23 protein-coding genes are annotated in these 18982 nt (G+C 63.2%); 12 read left to right on the forward strand and 11 right to left on the reverse strand.

The features are described from left to right. Positions 1 to 118: 118 nt before the first annotated feature. Positions 119 to 295 (forward strand): hypothetical protein, encoded by a 177-nt coding sequence (locus tag AC1DZU_RS08880; RefSeq protein WP_477283731.1) that lies wholly within the window; start codon positions 119 to 121, stop codon positions 293 to 295. A 2-nt stretch (positions 296 to 297) separates the two neighbouring features. Here the strand turns inward: AC1DZU_RS08880 and AC1DZU_RS08885 are convergent, their stop codons facing one another. Further along, positions 298 to 1218 (reverse strand): glycine--tRNA ligase subunit alpha, encoded by a 921-nt coding sequence (locus AC1DZU_RS08885; RefSeq protein ID WP_477284199.1) that lies wholly within the window; start codon positions 1216 to 1218, stop codon positions 298 to 300. A 235-nt stretch (positions 1219 to 1453) separates the two neighbouring features. Here AC1DZU_RS08885 and AC1DZU_RS08890 point away from each other — a divergent pair, with 235 nt between their 5' ends. Continuing rightward, complete coding sequence (locus AC1DZU_RS08890; protein WP_477283733.1) at positions 1454 to 1915, forward strand: N-acetyltransferase family protein; 462 nt, start codon at positions 1454 to 1456, stop codon at positions 1913 to 1915. Between the two features lie 100 nt (positions 1916 to 2015). On the opposite strand, the gene AC1DZU_RS08895 is transcribed toward AC1DZU_RS08890, so the two are convergent. Together AC1DZU_RS08895 and AC1DZU_RS08900 are read right to left on the reverse strand one after the other, a co-directional pair. After that, on the reverse strand, positions 2016 to 3791 hold the full coding sequence (locus AC1DZU_RS08895; RefSeq protein WP_477283735.1) for a tetratricopeptide repeat protein: 1776 nt from the start codon (positions 3789 to 3791) through the stop codon (positions 2016 to 2018). 432 nt (positions 3792 to 4223) lie between these two features. Next, on the reverse strand, positions 4224 to 5162 hold the full coding sequence (locus AC1DZU_RS08900; RefSeq protein ID WP_477283737.1) for a LysR family transcriptional regulator: 939 nt from the start codon (positions 5160 to 5162) through the stop codon (positions 4224 to 4226). Positions 5163 to 5450: 288 nt separating this feature from the next. Here AC1DZU_RS08900 and AC1DZU_RS08905 point away from each other — a divergent pair, with 288 nt between their 5' ends. Together AC1DZU_RS08905 and AC1DZU_RS08910 are read left to right on the forward strand one after the other, a co-directional pair. Continuing rightward, the gene (locus tag AC1DZU_RS08905; protein WP_477283739.1) at positions 5451 to 6185 is read left to right on the forward strand and encodes an SDR family NAD(P)-dependent oxidoreductase; all 735 of its coding nucleotides are present in this window, start codon (positions 5451 to 5453) and stop codon (positions 6183 to 6185) included. Positions 6186 to 6401: 216 nt separating this feature from the next. After that, positions 6402 to 7001: an NADPH-dependent F420 reductase gene (locus tag AC1DZU_RS08910; RefSeq protein WP_477283741.1), complete on the forward strand. Its 600-nt coding sequence runs from the start codon at positions 6402 to 6404 to the stop codon at positions 6999 to 7001. A gap of 34 nt (positions 7002 to 7035) precedes the next feature. Here AC1DZU_RS08910 and AC1DZU_RS08915 read toward each other — a convergent pair whose 3' ends face one another. Beyond that, complete coding sequence (locus tag AC1DZU_RS08915; RefSeq protein ID WP_477283743.1) at positions 7036 to 8052, reverse strand: polyprenyl synthetase family protein; 1017 nt, start codon at positions 8050 to 8052, stop codon at positions 7036 to 7038. 207 nt (positions 8053 to 8259) lie between these two features. Between AC1DZU_RS08915 and AC1DZU_RS08920 the strand changes: the two genes are divergently transcribed. From AC1DZU_RS08920 to moaB, 6 genes are all read left to right on the forward strand, one after another. After that, positions 8260 to 8484: a putative signal transducing protein gene (locus AC1DZU_RS08920; RefSeq protein ID WP_091576439.1), complete on the forward strand. Its 225-nt coding sequence runs from the start codon at positions 8260 to 8262 to the stop codon at positions 8482 to 8484. Beyond that, positions 8484 to 9284, forward strand: a complete 801-nt coding sequence (locus AC1DZU_RS08925) for a tRNA1(Val) (adenine(37)-N6)-methyltransferase (protein WP_477283745.1) — start codon at positions 8484 to 8486, stop codon at positions 9282 to 9284. Before AC1DZU_RS08920 ends, AC1DZU_RS08925 begins: the two co-directional genes overlap by 1 nt. 79 nt (positions 9285 to 9363) lie before the next feature. Then, positions 9364 to 10224 (forward strand): S49 family peptidase, encoded by an 861-nt coding sequence (locus AC1DZU_RS08930; protein WP_477283747.1) that lies wholly within the window; start codon positions 9364 to 9366, stop codon positions 10222 to 10224. Positions 10225 to 10363: 139 nt separating this feature from the next. Continuing rightward, on the forward strand, positions 10364 to 10549 hold the full coding sequence (locus AC1DZU_RS08935) for a membrane protein (RefSeq protein ID WP_027023000.1): 186 nt from the start codon (positions 10364 to 10366) through the stop codon (positions 10547 to 10549). Positions 10550 to 10575: 26 nt separating this feature from the next. Further along, a complete protein-coding gene (locus AC1DZU_RS08940; protein ID WP_477283749.1) occupies positions 10576 to 11463 on the forward strand; it encodes a 4-(cytidine 5'-diphospho)-2-C-methyl-D-erythritol kinase in 888 nt (295 codons plus the stop codon). A gap of 1 nt (position 11464) precedes the next feature. Next, complete coding sequence (gene moaB, locus AC1DZU_RS08945) at positions 11465 to 12019, forward strand: molybdenum cofactor biosynthesis protein B (protein WP_477283751.1); 555 nt, start codon at positions 11465 to 11467, stop codon at positions 12017 to 12019. Between the two features lie 200 nt (positions 12020 to 12219). Here moaB and AC1DZU_RS08950 read toward each other — a convergent pair whose 3' ends face one another. Together AC1DZU_RS08950 and AC1DZU_RS08955 are read right to left on the reverse strand one after the other, a co-directional pair. Further along, positions 12220 to 13194: a hypothetical protein gene (locus AC1DZU_RS08950; RefSeq protein WP_477284201.1), complete on the reverse strand. Its 975-nt coding sequence runs from the start codon at positions 13192 to 13194 to the stop codon at positions 12220 to 12222. A 148-nt stretch (positions 13195 to 13342) separates the two neighbouring features. Beyond that, positions 13343 to 13861: a glycosyltransferase gene (locus AC1DZU_RS08955; protein ID WP_477284203.1), complete on the reverse strand. Its 519-nt coding sequence runs from the start codon at positions 13859 to 13861 to the stop codon at positions 13343 to 13345. A 150-nt stretch (positions 13862 to 14011) separates the two neighbouring features. Between AC1DZU_RS08955 and AC1DZU_RS08960 the strand changes: the two genes are divergently transcribed. Both AC1DZU_RS08960 and AC1DZU_RS08965 read left to right on the forward strand, forming a co-directional pair. Next, complete coding sequence (locus tag AC1DZU_RS08960) at positions 14012 to 15166, forward strand: PA0069 family radical SAM protein (protein ID WP_477226421.1); 1155 nt, start codon at positions 14012 to 14014, stop codon at positions 15164 to 15166. A 152-nt stretch (positions 15167 to 15318) separates the two neighbouring features. Then, positions 15319 to 16014, forward strand: a complete 696-nt coding sequence (locus tag AC1DZU_RS08965; protein WP_477283753.1) for a ribonuclease HII — start codon at positions 15319 to 15321, stop codon at positions 16012 to 16014. A gap of 132 nt (positions 16015 to 16146) precedes the next feature. Here the strand turns inward: AC1DZU_RS08965 and AC1DZU_RS08970 are convergent, their stop codons facing one another. The 5 genes from AC1DZU_RS08970 to AC1DZU_RS08990 all read right to left on the reverse strand — a co-directional run bounded on the left by AC1DZU_RS08970 (position 16147) and on the right by AC1DZU_RS08990 (position 18849). Beyond that, positions 16147 to 16638, reverse strand: a complete 492-nt coding sequence (locus AC1DZU_RS08970; RefSeq protein ID WP_477283755.1) for a F0F1 ATP synthase subunit B — start codon at positions 16636 to 16638, stop codon at positions 16147 to 16149. Positions 16639 to 16648: 10 nt separating this feature from the next. Then, on the reverse strand, positions 16649 to 17248 hold the full coding sequence (locus tag AC1DZU_RS08975) for a F0F1 ATP synthase subunit B (RefSeq protein WP_477283757.1): 600 nt from the start codon (positions 17246 to 17248) through the stop codon (positions 16649 to 16651). 67 nt (positions 17249 to 17315) lie between these two features. Beyond that, positions 17316 to 17540: a F0F1 ATP synthase subunit C gene (locus AC1DZU_RS08980; protein ID WP_006206606.1), complete on the reverse strand. Its 225-nt coding sequence runs from the start codon at positions 17538 to 17540 to the stop codon at positions 17316 to 17318. A gap of 83 nt (positions 17541 to 17623) precedes the next feature. Beyond that, positions 17624 to 18382 carry a F0F1 ATP synthase subunit A gene (locus AC1DZU_RS08985; protein ID WP_095091979.1) on the reverse strand — a complete coding sequence of 253 codons (759 nt, stop codon included), beginning with the start codon at positions 18380 to 18382 and terminating at the stop codon, positions 17624 to 17626. Between the two features lie 59 nt (positions 18383 to 18441). Further along, positions 18442 to 18849, reverse strand: a complete 408-nt coding sequence (locus AC1DZU_RS08990; protein WP_184871454.1) for an AtpZ/AtpI family protein — start codon at positions 18847 to 18849, stop codon at positions 18442 to 18444. Positions 18850 to 18982: the final 133 nt, after the last annotated feature.

Genomic DNA, 18982 nt, shown 5'->3' on the forward strand with positions numbered 1-18982 from the left:
TTTGGCCGCCCTGTCGGGACGAGGCGACCACGCCCGTCCTTGGATCAAAGATTTCCATGAACCGAACGCAACGCTGAAGCGACCCACGCTCAGGTAGGGAACTATTGGCTGAACGACGATGAAAACGGCATCCAGACTTCTGCAGATTGTAGCACTCACTGCCTGCTTCACCGCGCAGGCTCACGGTGCCTTCTCGATGCCGGGCGTTCGGCAGGCATTGCGCACGATCGACGGTGCCAGCGGTCAGGGCATGCTGCCGATCAACACTTCCCTCTACGTGATGAAACGTGCCTGAACTCAGGCCGCCAGTCCGCCAGCCTGCGTCCTCAAAAACGCCTCGCCACAGGCCTTCGCCAGATTGCGCACCCGCAAGATGTAGCTCTGCCGTTCCGTGACCGAAATCACGCAACGCGCGTCGAGCAGGTTGAAGACATGGCTAGCCTTGATGCACTGGTCGTAGGCCGGGAAAACCATGCGGTGCATCGGCAGATTGTCGTTCGACGCCGGTGCACCGGCATCGAGCAGCGCCTTGCACTCGGCCTCGGCGTCCTCGAAATGGCGCAGCAGCATCGCCGTGTTGGCGTATTCGAAATTGTGGCGCGAATATTCCTGCTCGGCCTGCAGGAAGACATCGCCGTAGGTGACCTTGTCGGCCCCTTCCCGGCCGTTGAAGTTGAGGTCGTAGACATTGTCGACGCCCTGCACATACATGGCCAACCGCTCCAGCCCATAGGTCAGTTCACCCGCCACCGGGGCGCACTCAATGCCGCAGACCTGCTGGAAATAGGTGAACTGCGATACTTCCATGCCGTCGCACCAGCACTCCCAGCCCAGCCCCCAGGCGCCCAGGGTCGGGCTTTCCCAATCGTCCTCGACGAAGCGGATGTCGTGCAGCAGCGGATCGACGCCGATCGCCGCCAGCGAGCCGAGATAAAGCTCCTGCAGGTTCGGCGGATTCGGCTTCAGGATCACCTGATACTGGTAATAGTGCTGCAGCCGGTTCGGGTTCTCGCCATAGCGGCCATCCTTGGGGCGGCGCGACGGCTGGACATAGGCGGCGTTCCAGCGTTTTGGCCCGAGCGCGCGCAGCGTCGTCGCCGGATGAAAGGTGCCTGCGCCGACCTCCATGTCGTAGGGCTGCAGGATGACGCAACCATAGTTCGCCCAATAATTGTGCAAGGTCAGGATCAGCCCCTGGAACGAGCGGCTGGGATGCATATGGGCGGGGATTTCAATCGTCGGGATTTCAATCGTCACGGGGGCCTCGACAGCAAAGTCTAGCTTGCCGGCACGTCCTAGAGACCCGGCGGCGTAGCGTCAAGCAAGGCGCGCGGGTGCGGACCTAGCGAGCCCGCCGATGATGTTGAAAGCTTTGCGAGCGACTGGCCCATTGCCGGCCATGGGCGCCTGCGGTCTGCTCGTACCGCAAAGTGTCAGGACAACAGGTTCAATCATGCCCAGTTCCACCATCATCCGTCCCATCGCCCGGCAGGATTTCGACAAATGGCTGCCGCTGTGGGACGGTTACAATGCCTTTTACGGCCGCTCGGGCGAGACGGCGCTGGCAAGCGAGATCACCGCGATGACATGGTCGCGCTTCTTCGATGCCTATGAGCCGGTGCATGCGCTGGTTGCCGAGAGCGAGGGACAGCTTTTCGGCCTCGTGCATTACCTCTTTCACCGCAGCACCACGGCGATCGCGCCGAATTGCTACCTGCAGGACCTTTTCACCACAGAGGCCTCGCGCGGCAAAGGCATCGGCCGGGCCCTGATAGAGGGCGTCTACGAGCGTGCCCAGGCCGCCGGTTCGGGGCGGGTGTACTGGCTGACGCATGAGACCAATCACACGGCGATGAAGCTCTATGACAAGGTCGGCGAGCGCTCCGGGTTCATCGTCTACCGGAAGCTGTTTTGAGGTAGTTTCCAACGCACAGGCGGTGTTGAGTTTTTGGACGGACGGGCAAACGAAAACGGGGCTCCGAAAAGAGCCCCGTTTGCATTCCAAGAAACCGATTTCACCCCTTCGGGGCTGGCACCGGCTCGGGCTTGACCTTCGGGGTTTCCTGCGCCGTGTTGGATTCGATGGGCGGCAGGCCCTTCATCAGCTTCTGCTGCAAGGTGGCCAGCACATCGGGATCCGGCTTCAGGTCGCGCGCCTGGTTCCACTGGAAGGTGGCTTCCAGCTTGCGGCCGACGCGCCAGTAGGCGTCGCCGAGGTGATCGTTGAGAACCGGATCTTCCGGCTTCAGCGACACCGCGCGTTCCATCTCGCGCACCGCGTCATCGAACCGGCCGAGGCGGAAATAGGCCCAGCCCAGCGAATCGACGATGTAGCCGTCGCTCGGCCTGAGATCGACGGCCTTCTGGATCATCGCCAGGCCTTCCTTGAGGTTCGTGTTCATGTCGACCCAGGAATAGCCGAGATAGTTCAGCACCTGCGGCTGGTCGGGGAACAGTTCCAGCGCCTTGCGGAAGCTCGGTTCGGCCTTGGGCCATTCCTTCAGCCGCTCATAGGCGATGCCGCGTTGGTAAAAGATGTTCCAGTTGGCGGCAGTCGGCGTCTTCAGGACCGTGACTGCCTTGTCGTAGAGATTGGCCGCCGAGCGGAAATCATCCTTCGACGAATAGACGCCGCCGAGCGCCAGATAGGCGCGCATGTCGTCGGGATGCGCGTCGACGAAAGCCTTCAGATGGGTGATCGCCTCGTCCTGGCGATTGAGATCGGCAAGGTTGAGGCCAAGTTGCAGGTCTGAAAGCTCTTTCAACGGCGAAGAGTCGGGGATGCGCCGATAGAGCGCGATGGCGCCCTCGCCGTCCTTCAGCTGTTCGGATACGGCGGCGAGCTGCACCAGGGCTGCGTCGCTGTCAGGCTTCAGGGCCAGGGCATATTGCAGGTAAAGACGGACGAATGGCTCGCCACCGCCGCGATTGAGCGCCGTGGCGAGATCAAGCAGGATCTCCGACGCACCGTCCGACGGGCCGGCAGCGAATGGCGCAATCTTGTCGCCCTTGCTGATCTTGTCTCGCAAGGCGAGGATTTCCAGCTTGCCCGGCGCAAACGCCTCGGCCTGGTCGAGCACCGCCAGTGCCTTGTCCTTGTCACCCTTGCGGGCCAGGAACGACGCGTAGGCCTGGGCATTGCGCATCCAGGTTTCGGGAGCCGCACCACCGGCGGCCGTATCCTGCATCGTCGCGGCGTAGATCGCCTCGGCCTTTTCGGGCATGCCCGACGCGTCGGCGATCAGCGCGCGATGGAACGACTTGAACAGGCCGAACCAATCCGGCCCCTGCAGCTTGTCGATGGACGCCATCGAATCGCTGGCCTGGCCGGCGCCTTGTTGGGCCCAGCCGGACATGACGCCGGAGATCAGCCGGTCGAGATCGGATTCCAGCGACAGCTTGAGCCAGTACTGTGCTTTGGCGAAATCCTTCTTGTGGAAGGAATCGACCGCCAGCGCCAGGCGCGAGAAGCGCTCGACATCGGGTACTTCCTTGAGCTTGTCGGCATAGACCAGGGATTCGTCGAAGCGCCCTTGAGCGATCAGCGATAGCATCAGGCTCTGCTGCAGGCCGGTGTCGCTCGGATTGAAGGCCAATGCTTGCTTATAGTAGGCGATGGCGCTGTCGAGGTCGTTGTCGCCTTCGGCGATGCGGGCGGCCAGATAGGCTCCCGAGAACGACGTGATCTTGACCGGTTCGGTGGTTTGCTTGGCATAGGCCGGCAAAGCCGAGATCGCCATGCCTGTCACAATTGCCAGCCTTGTCAGCCAGCGCGCACGTCCTTGCTGCATCGTATCCCTTTCAGCCAGGCGCCATCTCCGCGTCAGCGGGATTGGCGTAGACTCGATCTTTCCGGGCAAAGCATGGCCTTTTTGGGGTCGCGCTTCAATCCGCCTCGAATTCACAATCCGGGCACCCGATTAACAAACCATGGCGACCAGGGACAGTCTTCCGTTTTCGAGTTCCGGTCATGGCCCTGCGCGGGCCAACCATATCACAGGTTCAGTCCGCATCACAGGTTTGGCCCGCTGGGACTCCGATATCAGCGCTTGCCCGGCAAGGCAGGCCGCTGCACCTGCGTGTCGTGATAGCCTCCGGCGTTCACGGCATGGAGGATGTTGAAGGCAAGGATTGAGAGCGCCGCTTCGACTTCACCGCCCTAAGCCCCCTGGTGAGGAACCTTCCACCGCCCGACATGCGCTTGATCGTCCCGAAGGCGGTGCTCAACGGTACATCGTCGGATCGTCATCAAGCTGGGGTCGGCGTAAGTTCTCGCCTCCATTCAGCCCCGCGAGAAGCGGAGCGTACGCGGCGAGCCTGCGGGATACGAACTCGGTGAAGAGCCGCACGCGCTTCGTCTTGCGTGTCTCCCCCTGCGTGAGAAGCCAGAGCGTTCCGTACATGTGCAGGTCGGTACCCGGCACCCTCACCAGTAGGGGGTCGGCATCGCCAACGAAGCACGGCAGTGTCGTCATCCCGAGCCCTTGCCGTGCAGCAACGATCTGCGCCTCGGCGTCCGTGGTCCTGAATGGAACCCCCGTGGTGCGAACCTCACCCTCGCTGGCCCAATCCGGAATTCCATGAATGCTTATGACGATCCAGCGGATGGGATCAGGTGCGCCCGCACGCCACGCGGCTAGTCGATCGCGAGACATGTAGACGCCGCCGAACAGCTCCGGTCCCTTCAGGCCGTGAAGATTGAGCGGCAGGGTTTTGCGGTCGTAGACGACGCGGATCGCGACGTCGGCCTCTCGGTTGGTCAGATTTGCCAGCTCGCCGGACGACAGGATTTCCATCTCGATGTCCGGATGCAGACGCGCGAAATCGGCGAAGTCCGGCATGAGCAGGTGTGTCGCGAGGGGCGGTGCCAGCGTCACCCGCAGAAGCCCGCGCACGCTCTGGTCGCGCCCGAAGACGCGCGTCTCCAGCAGGTGCGACGACGCTTCCATCTGGTTTGCGAACTCAAGGACCTCCTCGCCCGCGGCCGTCAGGCGGTAGCCCGAAGGCAGCTTTTCGAACATGTGCACCCCGAGGCGTTCCTCGAGCTGGGCGATGCGTCGCAGCACGGTCGAGTGGTTCACTCCGAGGCGCTCGGCGGCAGCCCGCACCGAGCCTCCACGCGCGACGGCAAGAAAGTAGCGAACGTCATCCCAGTCGATCATGGTGCAATCTCGCACCGCGCGGTGCGCCTTCCAAAGCCCACATCTAACACATCGAACAGCATCTCGTTTGCGGGTAGCACGGCGATGATCATAATCCATGCCGATAAGCGCGGCCCAATCCTGAATGGCGGACGCCGATCGTCGCGGCTGGCGTCGTCGTCCAGCCGGATCGATTTTGCACCACCGATGTGCGCGTTTCCGCACTCAAAGCCTGACCCTGGCAGACTTATTTCGAGGCTCTCGGGGTTCCTCCCGAACGACCAAAGGCAGAGCCTAAAAGGAAAAGTCATGGGAAAGCTAGACGGTAAGGTTGCAGTCATCACGGGTGGATCGAGCGGTATGGCGCTGGCGAGCGCCAGGCGGTTCGCTGAAGAAGGCGCCTATGTTTTCATCACGGGCCGAAGGCAGGAGGCGCTCGACGAGGCGGTCAAGCTGATTGGCCGGAACGTGACCGGCGTGCGCGGCGACGCGGCCAATCTCGGCGACCTCGACCGTCTGTTCGATACAGTCAAGCGAGAGAAGGGCAAGATCGACGTCCTGTACGCGAGCGCCGGCATGGGCGAAGCCGTCCCACTGGGCGAGATTACCGAGCAGCATTTCGATGCGGCCTTCGGCCTGAATACGCGCGGCACGCTGTTTACAGTTCAGAAGGCGTTGCCGCTGTTCAACGATGGCGGATCGATCTTCATGACCGGGTCAATTGCTTCGGTGAAAGGCTTTCCTGGTTACGGCGTGTATGCGGCGAGCAAGGCGGCGTTGCGCTCATTCGCACGCACCTGGCTCAACGAACTGAAGGGCAGGAATATCCGGGTGAACGTGCTGAGCCCGGGGCCGATCGCCACACCGATGCAGGACCAAGTTCTCACGGAGGAGGCGAAGCGGATGTTCGAATCTCTGATCCCGCGGGGAAAGATGGGGCGTCCTGAGGAAATTGCGGCGGTCGCGCTGTTTCTTGCTTCAGACGAGTCAAGCTTCGTGAATGGGGTGGAGTTGTCTGTCGACGGCGGCTTTTCGGCCATCTGAAATCGCGCCCGATCGCCGGAAGTGGTTGACCGTCCGGGCGCGCGGAACTCGTCACCGCAGGACGACTACGCGCCAATTCAGGAATTCGAACCGATGTCACGCATCACTTGCGGTGGCGGTGCGAAGATCTCGCGAAGGTCGCCATGCGGCGAAACGGATAACCCAGCGCTGTCGAAGGCCGGGGTAATCAGTATCAACACCGATAGGAGAAGCATTATGAGCTACGCGATCGTAGGATTCGGCAAGATAGGCCAGGCCCTCGCCCACGCCTTCGCCCGTAAGAACATCGACGTGACCGTCGCGAGCCGCCGGCCGCCCGAGGCGTTGGCGCCGCAGGCCCGGGCGATTGGACCCACGGTCGTCGCCAAGTCGCTGCGGGATGCACTCGAGGCCGACACAATCATCTTGGCAGTCCCGTTCGGGGAACATCGCGAGGTTGCGAAGGCCCTGCCGAGCTGGAAAGGCAAGACGGTCATCGACGCGATGAACGCGTTAGTTCCCCTTGAGGAGTTGGACGGCCTCCCGTCCTCCGCCTTCGTTGCGAAGTCGTTCACCGGCGCCAAGTTCGTGAAAGGTTTCAATCACCTGGTTGCGGCCACCCTGGCTAGCGATCCGATCGTCGAGGGCGGCCACCGGGTCGTCTTCCTGTCGAGCGACGACGAGGATGCGACCGCTCCCGTGGAGGATTTGGCCAAACAGCTCGGGTTCGCACCCGTCAAACTGGGAAAGCTCAACGAGGGTGGCGCGCTGGTGCACGCACGCGGCCGCACTTGGGGCCAGCTGATCTTCCAGGACCTGTTCAAGAAGGAGCACTAACGGATTTACTGTCCACTGTCGAAACGCCAGCCGCTCAGTTCACCCGGCTGATGCAGAAATCGATGACGTCGATCAGCGCCGATTTCTGCGGCGTCGCTTCCAGCGGCGCCAGCGCGTCGCGGGCGATCTCGCCGAAGTGGCGGGCACGCCCGATCGTGTCGGCGATGGCGCCGTGGCGGGTCATCAGGCCGATCGCCTTTTCCAGGCCGGCATCATCGACGACATTGTCCTCGATGGCGCGCTTCCAGAAGGTGCGCTCGGTCTTGGTGCCGCGCCGGTAGGCGAGGATGACCGGCAAGGTCACCTTGCCCTCGCGAAAGTCGTCGCCGACATTCTTGCCCAGATCCTTGCTGGTGCCGCCATAGTCCAGCGCATCGTCGATCAGCTGGAAGGCAAGGCCGAGGTTCATGCCGTAGGAGCGCAATGCCGCACGGTCGTTGCGGGTCGCCTGGGCAATGACCGGGCCGACCTCGGCAGCGGCGGAAAACAGCGCCGCGGTCTTGGCCTTGATGACGGCGAAATGCTCGTCCTCGGTGGTTTCGAGGTTCTTGGCGGCGGCAAGCTGCATCACCTCGCCCTCGGCGATGATCGAGGCCGCACTCGACAGGATGTCGAGCGCTTCGAGCGAGCCGACATCGACCATCATGCGGAAGGCCTGACCGAGCAGGAAGTCACCGACCAGGACGCTGGCCTGGTTGCCCCAGATCATGCGCGCGGTCTTCTTGCCGCGCCGCATGCCGCTTTCGTCGACGACGTCGTCGTGGAGAAGCGTGGCCGTGTGCATGAATTCGACCGCCGTGGCGAGCTTGACGTGACCCTCGCCTGCATAGCCGAACATCTGCGCGGCGGCGAGCGTCAGCATCGGCCGCAGCCGCTTGCCGCCGGACGAGATCAGATGGTTGGCAACCTCCGGAATCATCTCGACGTCGGAGCCGGCCTTGGACAGGATCAATTCGTTGACGCGTCCCATATCGGCCGCCGTCAGATCGATCAAATCCTTGATGGAGGCGGGTTCCCGCTTCCCGTTTTCGATGTTGAGAACGACACCCACGACAATCACTCCCGTCTTGGTATAACGCGTGCGACGGCACCCTTGGTCCCTGCAGGGACTCTAGGGCGGCAGACACGGCCACGGCAAGTGGCGAATTGGCGCGGCGGCGATGACAGCCTGTCAACCCTGCCGGAAGAGCGGGCCTGCCTGGTGGCGGAAATCCGCCTGCCCGTTTACATATGCGCTGCAAACTGAGAGTTTCGCCCGATGATAGAGCTCATTCGCACCAACGACGCCGTCATCATCTCCTTTGTCGAATCGCTGATGCGCGATGCCGGCATCGGCTGCTTCGTCGCCGACCAGAACATGAGCGTGCTCGACGGCTCGCTCGGTATCCTGCCGCGACGCATCATGGTCGATGCCGACCAGGCCGACGCGGCACGGCGCATCCTGACGGATGCCGGCATCGCCAACGAGATCCGCGGGAAATAATGTCCGCCGCGCCGGCCACCCTTGCCCCGGACACGCCGGCCCATACGGTCGATGCCTTCCATCGCGGTCGGTTCTGGCTCGTGCAGCCCAAACAAGGCGGCCATCGCGCCGGCATGGATGCCATGATGCTGGCGGCGGCCGTGCCATCCTCCTTCGGCGGACGTCTCGCCGACTTCGGCGCCGGCGCCGGGGCCGCCGGCCTTGCGGTGCTGTCGCGCTGTCCTGCGGCCGTGGCCGTGCTGGTCGAACGGGCGCCGGAAATGGCTGCCTTCGCCGCGGCAACGCTTGCCCATCCCGGCAATGCCCATCTCAGTGACCGTGCCTCGGTGCTCATCGCCGATGTCACCGTGTCGGGACGGGCGCGGGCAGCGGCCGGCCTCGCCGACAATGACTTCGACTTCGTCATCATGAACCCGCCCTTCAACGCCGCGCGGGACCGCGCCACGCCGGATCGGCTGAGAAAGGAAGCCCACGTTACCGAGGACGGACTTTTCGAGAGCTGGATCCGCAGCGCTGCCGCTGTAGTCAGGCCGCGCGGCGGCCTTGCCGTCATCGCCCGGCCCGAGCAGCTCGGCGCCATTCTCGATGCAATGTCCGGCCGCTTCGGCGATGCCGAGATCCTGGCTGTCCATCCCCGCCCCGACGCGGCGGCGATCCGCATCGTCGTCAGGGCTGCGCTCGGGGTGCGAGGGAAGCTCGCCATCCGCCCTCCCCTGATGCTTCATGCGCAATCGGGCGACGGACCTGATGAGCGCAGCGAAATGATTGCCAACGGCCTCGCTTCGCTGTTCGGAGATTGAGCTATTCTTACCGGCCACATTGCCGTTGGCCGCGAAGTTCCTACATGCGTGCAACCTATCGACCGGAGACCGCGCCCTCGTGAAACGACTCAACCGCCTGCTGCCGAAGTCCTGGCGCTCCACCGTCGTCACCATTCCGGTCATCCGGCTGCACGGCACCATCATGCCCGGGGGTGGCCAGTTCCGGCCGAGCCTGTCGCTGGCCTCGACCGCCGGCCTCATCGAGAAGGCGTTTTCCTACGACGCGCCGGCGGTCGCCATCTCGATCAATTCGCCAGGCGGCTCGCCGGTGCAATCGCGGCTGATCTTCAAGCGTATTCGCGACCTGGCGAGCGAAAAGAACAAGAAAGTGCTGGTCTTCGTCGAGGACGTAGCGGCATCGGGCGGCTACATGATCGCGGTTGCCGGCGACGAGATCTTCGCCGATCCGTCCTCCATCGTCGGTTCGATCGGCGTGGTCTCGGCCTCGTTCGGTTTCCCGGAACTGATGAAGAAGATCGGTGTCGAGCGCCGTGTCCACACCGCCGGCCAGAACAAGGCCGTGCTCGATCCGTTCAAGCCGGAGAAGAAGGAAGACGTCGAGCGCCTGAAAGCGCTGCAACTCGAGGTGCACGGCACGTTCATCGACCTCGTCAAGGAAAGGCGCGGCACGAAGCTGAAGGACGATCCGGATCTGTTCACCGGTCTGTTCTGGACCGGCATGAAGGGTCTCGAACTCGGCCTGATCGATGCACTCGGCGACATGCGCACGGTGCTCAAGACCCGTTTCGGACCGAAGACCCAGCTCAGGCTGGTCACGGCGCCGCGCGGTTTCCTCAGCCGGTTCGGCCTGTTCGGCTCGAGCAAGGGCTTCTCAGTGCCCGATATCGCCGCGGCAGCCGCCAGCGGCGTGATCGATGCGGCGGAAGAGCGCGCGTTGTGGTCTCGCTTCGGGCTTTGAAAACCGGGCAAAACCGTCTAGCATGAGAGACTTGAAGTCTTGCATGTCGTTTTCCCAAAATCGGATCCACTTTTGGGCGACATGCATCAACCGACCCGACCGGCCGCCTTCGCCGGCCCAGCGTGGGAGGAGTTTTGACATGCCGCAGATCATTTTCTTCACCGTCGTTGGCGTCGCCGCCTATTTCGGCTACCGCACCTTCATCCGGGAAGCCGAGCGCGTGACCGCCAAGGTGCGGCGCACCGAAAAGCAGGCGGCAAACGGTGCCATGGGTACGCTGGTCAAGGATCCGAAGACCGGCGAATACCGGCTGGCCAAGGACTGAACATCATCCCGCATACGACTGACGCCGTGGACACCGAGATCGGGTCGCGTACCTGGCATGCGCACGCCAAGATCAATCTGGCGCTGCATGTCACCGGCAGGCGCCCCGACGGCTATCACCTGATCGAAAGCCTGGCGGTGTTCACGCGTTTTGGCGACCGGGTAGAAATCACACTCGCCGACAGCGATGATTTTACCGTGTCTGGCCGCTACGCGCAGGCCGTTCCCCTCGACGCCAGCAATCTTGTGCTCAAGGCCCGCGACGCCCTGCGAAGAGCGGCTGGGCCCAAGAAAACCCCGCCGGTCGCCATCCGGCTCGAAAAGAACCTGCCGGTTGCCTCCGGCGTCGGCGGCGGCTCGAGCGACGCTGCAGCCGTGCTGCGCGGACTGGCAGAGACATGGGCCCTAAACATGGACAGCACCGAGCTGGCGCGGATCGGCCTTTCGCTTGGCGCCGATGTGCCGATGTGCCTGGCGGCCAAGCCGCTGGTCGCGCGTGGCATCGGCGACGAGCTGTCGATGGTGCCGGATTTTTCGACGCTGGGGCTGGTGCTGGTCAATCCCGGAACGGCCCTCTCGACCGCCGAGGTGTTTGCGGCACTGTCGCGTCGCGACAATGAGCCACTGCCGCCTTTGCCGCGCAGCATCGACTTCCATAGCCTGCGCAACTGGCTGGAGATCACCCGCAATGATCTTGAGCCCGTGGCGCTGGCGATGCAGCCCGCCATCGGCAGAGCGCTTTCCTGGCTTAACAAGGCTGGATCGGGATTCTCCCGGATGTCCGGATCCGGCGCGACATGCTTCGGCCTGTTCGAGACCGGCAATGTCGCCAAGCGCGCTGCCGCCGACATCCGCAGCCGCCAGCCCGACTGGTTCGTCGCCGCGACGCGCAGCATGACATCGGAGGCTGACTGAGATGGCCAGGATTGACGAGAGCCGGCCTTTCATCCCGGTCCGCATCGCGGTGCTGACCGTGTCGGACACACGCAACCTCGCCGACGACAAATCCGGCCAGACACTGGCCGACCGCATCACTGAAGCCGGCCACGTCCTCGCCGCCCGCGATATCGTCACAGATGACCGCGAAAAAATCCGCGACAAGGTCCTCGGCTGGTCGAAGGATGCGGCGATCGATGTCGTCATCACCACTGGCGGTACCGGCTTCACCGGCCGCGACGTGACGCCGGAAGCGCTGGAGCCGATCTTCGAAAAGCGCATGGACGGCTTTTCGGAAGTCTTCCACCGCATCTCCTACGACAAGATCGGCACCTCGACGATCCAGAGCCGGGCGACCGGCGGCGTCGTCAACGCCACCTTCGTCTTCGTGCTGCCGGGCTCGCCGGGCGCCTGCAGGGACGCCTGGGACGGCATCCTCAAGGCACAGTTCGACTACCGGCACATGCCCTGCAACTTCGTCGAGATCATGCCGCGTCTGGATGAGCATCTACGGCGCGGAAAATCGGCAACGTAGGAGTCGAGGCAAAGCGCCCGTTCCACGCCGGACTGGCGAGCCAGAATAATACCGGCCCCTTCGAAACCCTATTCAAACCGGACCACCGAAAAAGTACCCTGCGTGAAGGCGATCATCGCCGTCACGACAGGGCATCTGCGATCAATGTGCGTACCGGCGGATGCTATTGCGGCAAACGTTCGCCTTCAACCGAGCTTGATTCAGCGGATGACCGGCTCGCCATGAAAGCGCCGGCGTGAGGGCGGCGATACGCCGAAGCCGACTTCCATCATCAATCTCGGCGTGCGCGCCGGCACCGTGCCCATGTGAAAGCCAAAAGGATCCTCGACGAAGCCGAGACCGGCTTCACCGGTCAGCGTCACCGGGCTGTGCTCGCCGTAGACATCCAGAACCTCCTGCGCGGGATGGCCGACCAGCAAGGTGAGCTGATGCTTGAGGCTGCGGCGCTTGTGACTGCCCCGGACATAGACATGCGGGCCAGTGTCGGCGTCGACCGGCTTGAGATAGAAGAAGAATTTCAGCATGCGCCAGTCGTCGAGGTCGAAATGATACTTGCCGAGCGAGGCAAGGTTCTTGTCGGCGTCCGAAGCCTCACCCGTCGGAAAACTCCACCAGACGCGCGTCGTGATCAGTTTCGCCTGGCCGCCGAGATAGTGCGCCGCAATATCCAGAAGCAGCGGATCGCGCTGGATGGCGAGCGCCGCCCGGCAGTTGAGGATGCGCTCGAAAAAATGTCCGCTGAGCAGTGAGCGACCCATACGTTTCTCGGCCTCGGCATGTTCACCCGGCATGAATTCGAGACGGCGATCGAAATTGCCGAAGCAAGGCGTGCGCTGGGCGAAACTGGCGATCTCTTCATGGATCGCCGGTGGCAGCCTCAGGCCCGAAAACAGCCCGTCGGCGCGCAGCGCTTCGACCACTGTTTGGCGGTCGACGCCGGCAAACATCGTATCCCCCGAATTATGGGCTGGACGAGCGCGTTTTGCGCCCAGCCAATGCATCCGGCGTCCTGGCATTGTGCGCGCCAGCACGAACATCGGCAGCCAGGCAGGGTTTTCGCGCAGGTCCGTCAGATAGGTCGGAATGCGCACGGCGATGCGGCGCAGCAGGCTGCCGTTGCGGGCAACGGCCTCAAGACTGGCAGCGCCGGATTTGTTGGGAGTCGAAAGCTTCATCGGGTCCTCGGCTATGAGCGTGGGCGCCGATGCCGCATCGGTGCTCATCACCCGGCATGACCCAAACCCAATCCACCCGTCTGAACGGGAAACTAACCTCACGTCAGATTTTGTGCAATGCACAATGAAGAAAGCAGCTGCAAAAAGATCACTCCGGGGAGCGCTGCTTCGGCGGCGCCACCCAGATTTCGGCGTCGAGCCGCTTTGTCGCGAGGCCGCGCGCGATGGCCTCGGCGTTGCCGGCCCGCTTCGACGCTGCCGCGGCCTGAAGCTTGCTGATCAGCAATCCATCGGCCAAGGCGCGGTTTCCCGAAAACACCCGGGCCAGGAACGGTGTGCGGCTGCCCCGCGCCCGCGAGAAGCGTGCCGCGATGGTTTGCCTGGCCGTGTGGGCAACGACCGCATCGATCCAGCCATCCATCAGCCGCGAGCCCGGCTCCAGGAGCAGCAGCCAGTCACCCTTGGCCTGGCGGATGCCGGCAGCGATACCGCCAGTCACGTAGTGACAGCCGGCATGCTCGGCAACACGATGCGTCTGGTCGGTAGAACCCGTGTCACAGACGATGACGTCACGCACCACGCCCTCGACCGCGCCGCCAATCAGCGAGGCGAGCGTGCGGGCGAGGCCCTCCTCGTCATTGCGGGTTTCGATCAGGACACTGAGCATCATTAGCCGAATAGCGGAAAGCCGAAAGAAGCGCCAGTTTTTGCAGCGCACCATAAAAAGTTCTTGCTTTGTTCTCATTGGCGAAATAGGAATAATTTCATGAACAGAGCGATTCGACACAACATGGACAGTCCCTGGGAGCGGGCGAAGATGGAACAGATCGTGCGCGCCGACATTGCAGCTTTCGGAGCTGGAAGAGCCGAGATGGCCAATGCGATGATCGAGCAGAGTGGCGTGCGTGTCCGTCCGGACCGCAATCGCGGCAGGTCGGCGGGCATCAATCCATCCGGCCGCTTCGAGCCGGTCAGCCGGCATGTCTTCGATGATGGCTGGAATTCGCTGGAGGAACTGCCGCCCTTCAAGACCGAGGTGCAGGTCGAGAAGCCGCGCACCATCATCACGCGCAACGAATCGCCCGACATCTCCTTCGACCGGTCGATCAATCCCTATCGCGGTTGCGAACATGGCTGCGTCTATTGCTTTGCCCGGCCGACGCACAGTTTCATGGGCCTGTCGCCGGGCCTCGATTTCGAATCGAAGCTGTTCGCCAAACCGGATGCGGCGCGGCTACTCGACAAGGAACTGTCGAAGGACAGCTACCAGCCGCGCACCATCGCCATCGGCACCAACACCGATCCCTACCAGCCGATCGAGAAACAGTATCGGATCATGCGTGAGATCCTCGAAGTGCTGGAAGCGCGCGGCCATCCGGTCGGCATCGTCACCAAGTCCGCTTTGGTGACGCGCGACATCGATATCCTGTCGCGCATGGCCGAGCGCGGGCTGGCCAAGGTGGCGCTGTCGGTGACGACGCTCGATCGCATGCTGGCCAGAACGATGGAGCCCCGCGCTTCGACGCCGACCAAGCGGCTGGAGGCGATCCGGCAGCTTTCGGATGCCGGCATTCCGGCCTCGGTCATGGTGGCGCCGATCATCCCCGGCCTGACCGACCAGGAGATGGAACGCATCCTCGATTCGGCACGCGCCGCCGGCGCGCGCGAGGCGGGCTATGTCGTGCTGCGCTTGCCGCTGGAGGTCAGTCCGATCTTCAAGGACTGGCTGCTGCGCCACTATCCCGACCGTTACCGCCACGTGATGTCGCTGATCCGCTCGATGCGCGACGGCAAGGACTACGATTCGGAATGGGGCAAGCGTATGAAGGGTGCTGGTCCCTACGCCTGGCAGATCGGCCGGCGCTTCGAGATCACCGCCAAGCGGCTCGGCCTCAATGTCGAACGGCGCACGCTTCGGACCGATCAGTTCGTGGCCGGCGGCAAGGACCAGGTGCAGTTGACCCTGCTTTGAAAAAGCAATTCCCGGCGGCGGTTTGACCTGTCGCGGCACAAGAATCCCGTCCGGCCTGCCCCGGCCTGCAGACGGTGCCCTCCCGGTCCGGCGCCCCACCCGACCCGGAGGGACTTGCGGAGAATCGGGCCCGATGCGAACCTCGCCGCAACATGGCTCGCGCGCGTTCCGATTCTCCGCTTCTCTTTGAGATCATCGAGAAACCCGATTTCTCCTTCGAGACGAAGGCGATGGCCGACGGCCTGTGGCCGGTGGCGGGCATGGACGAGGCCGGCCGTGGTCCGCTGGCCGGGCCGGTGGTCGCGGCGGCGGTGGTGCTCGACCCCGCCAACATTCCAGACGGGCTCGACGATTCCAAACGTCTCAGCCATCTGCAACGCGAAGCGTTGTTCGTGCGTATTCTTGGCTCGGCGCTGGGCGTTTCGATGGCGTCCATCAGCGCCGAGGGCATCGACGGCAGCAACATCCTCAAGGCCAGCCTGGAAGCGATGCGTCGCGCCCTGGTCGGGCTGTCGGTCCAACCGAAGCTCGCGCTCGCCGACGGACGCGACGTGCCGCCGGGGTTGCCCTGCGCCGGACGCGCGCTGATCAAGGGCGACCAGCGCTCGCAATCGATCGCCGCCGCCTCGATCGTCGCCAAGGTGATGCGCGACCGCATGATGTGCGGCTGCGGCAACCATCACGATCGCTATGGCTTCGAGGTCCACATGGGCTACGCCACGGCCCGCCATCGCACGGCGATCGAAGCGCATGGGCCGGTGGCGCGACTGCACCGCGTGTCCTTCGCGCCGTTCAGGTTGGGTTGTGCGGAAGCGGTTGAGGAAGAGAGCCTCGCCGGCCTGGACTGAGCTGACGGCGGTGACAGCCGTTCTCCCCCTTGACGGAAATTAACCCGCTCAGCCGTTTCGCCAATCGGTTTTCCACAACAAAAAGCCGCCAGGTTTCCCGGGCGGCTTTGATCTTTGCTCGATACAACAAGCTCAGTTGAGCTTGGACTTCACATCCACCAGCGAGGCCTTGAAGAGGTCGGCGCCGGCCTTGGCGTCCATCTTGCCGGCGAGCAGCGCACGCGCGGCCTCGACCGCGATGTCGACAGCGCTGGCACGGACTTCGCTGATGGCGTCGCGCTCGGCCTGGCCGATCTTCTGTTCGGCAAGTGCTGTGCGCCTGGCGACATAGTCCTCGGTCTTCTTGTGCGCTTCCGTAGCAAGCATGTCGGCTTCGCGCTTGGCGGCGGCGACGATGTCGGCGGCCTCCTGCTCGGCTTCCTTGCGCTTGCGCTGGTACTGGCCGAGCAGTTGCTGGGCCTCCTCGCGCAGCCGGCGCGCTTCATCCAGCTCGTTGCTGATCCTGGCGGCGCGGGCGTCGAGCGCCTTGGCGATCATGCCAGGCACCTTGATGTAGACGGCGACGCCGAGGAAGATGATGAGGGCTATCGTTGCCCAGAGCGTCGCGAGAGATGTGTAATCCATGATGCGCTCCTCACCGGGCCACGGATTTGACCGCGGCCGCGATCTCGGCCTTGCTGGCCTTGCCGCCGACCAGTGCCTCGACGATGGCCGAAGCGGTGTCCTCGGCGATGCTGCCGACTTCCTTCATGGCATTGGCCTTGATGGAAGAAATGCGGGCTTCGGCCTCGCCAAGCTTCTCGTCGAGGGCCGCCTCGACCTTCTTGCGTGCGGTCTCTGCTTCGGCCTTGGCCGCATCGCTGGCCTGCTGGCCGATCGCGTTGGCCTTGGTCTTGGCTTCCGCCAGTTCCTGCTCGTAGGCAGCAACGGCAGCGTCGGCCTCGCCCTTCAACTTGCTCGCCTGGTCGAGGTCCTGGGTGATGCGGTCGTTGCGGACCTCGATGATGCCCCCCACGCGCGGCATCACAACCCGCTTCAGGAAGAGGTAGAACAGCCCGAAAGTGATCGCCAGCCACAGAAGCTGCGACGGGAACGTCGCAGGATCGAATGGTGGAAACGTGCCGTGCGCTTCGGCAGGCACGCTGGTGCCGGAATGCGTGTCGCCTTCCGTCGCAGCGTGGCTGGTGTCGGCTGCAGGTGCGGACTCTTGCGCGAAGGCAGATGTCACGAACATGGACTATCCCCGAAATTCAAGCCTGCCGCTCGCGCGGCCGGCCTGTCCAATCTTCCCAACGCTTAGCTCAGCCGAACAGGGCCAGAAGCGCGATGAGAAGCGAGAAAATGCCCAGAGCTTCGGTCACGGCAAAGCCGAAGATCAGACGGCCGAACTGGCCATCAGCAGCCGACGGGTTGCGCAGAGCGCCCGCCAGGTAGCTGCCGAAGATGTTGCCGAGGCCAATGCCCGCGCCACCCATGCCCAGGCAAGCGATGCCGGCGCCGATGTACTTTGCTGCTTCTGCGTCCATTTGTTCAACTCCTTTGGATCTAAAATTCCGTTGCGATTCTATCCGGCGCCAATGTTGGAAACCCTTGGGCCGGAAACTCTTGATCAGTGCCCGGGGTGAAGGGCGTCGTTGAGGTACATGCAGGTCAACACCGCAAAGACGTAGGCCTGCAGGAAAGCGACCAGCAGTTCCAGTGCCGTCAGCGCTACCGCCATTGCCAGCGGCAGGACCGAGCCCGCCACGCCGACCGCGCCCAGCGCGCTCAGGCTGACGACAAATCCGGAAAACACCTTCAGGGTGATGTGGCCGGCGAGCATGTTGGCGAACAAACGAACCGAGAGGCTGACTGGGCGCGACACGAAGGAGATCACCTCGATCAGCACCACCAGCGGCAGCAGGAACACCGGCACGCCATGCGGCACGAACAGTTTCAGGAAGCCCAGACCGTGCTTCATGAAACCGTAGACGACCACGGTTCCGATCACCAAAGCCGCGAGGCCGAAGGTGACGATGATATGGCTGGTGACGGTGAAGAAATACGGGAACAGGCCAAGCAGATTGGCGACCAGCACGAACATGAACAGCGAGAACACGAACGGGAAGAACTTCATGCCCTGCGTGCCGGCGGCATCGCGCAACATGTTGCCGACGAACTCATAGGCCATCTCGGAGACCGACTGAAGCCGGCCGGGAACCAGGCTGCGGCTCGAGGTCGTGAGGAACAGAAACGCCGCCGCAACGACCACGGTTGCGACCATGAACAGCGCCGAATTGGTGAAAGACAGGTCGTAGCCGCCGATCTCGATCGGTATCAGCTTGTTGATATGGAACTGGTGGATCGGATCGACCTTGTCAGCTGCCACGTTCAAACCCCGTCAATGCCGCGTACGGCCTCGTTACCATTACCACACATGAAGCGCGGTCATTTCCTGTCGTCTTGGTCACGGCGCGATTTATCGCCCTGTCCGAATTCTGCCACAACGCCCGCGGAACGCATGACATTGAGCACGCCGGCGCCAAAGCCCAGCAGTAGAAACACGATCAGACCCCATGGCGATGTCCCCGCCAGACGGTCGATGATCCAGCCGATGCCGGCACCCACCACCACTCCGGCGATGAACTCGCTGGAGAGTTTGAGCGCCTGGCCATAACCGGCCACACTGCCCGCTTTCGCGTCGTCTTTCCCCTCGAGCCGGTCCGGCCGCCTTGTCGCAAGCGATGCTTCAAGTTCACGCCGGCGGCGCTCAAGATCGTCGTCGCGGATTTCGGTTTCATGCTGCTTGCCGCGGCCGGTTTCTCCGGTTCCGTCTGGCCTGTTTTTATCGGCCATCGCAACCCCCCTGCCCGGTCAGACCGTCACCGTCCGTCCGCTTCTAAAGTCGCCGGCAACATAGTTAGAGGGTTTGCGCCAGTCAAGCCACGGGCGGAAGTTCATTGTCATGTATTTTAAGCAACAAAATCAA

The organism is Mesorhizobium sp. P2_A12, assembly GCF_056405075.1.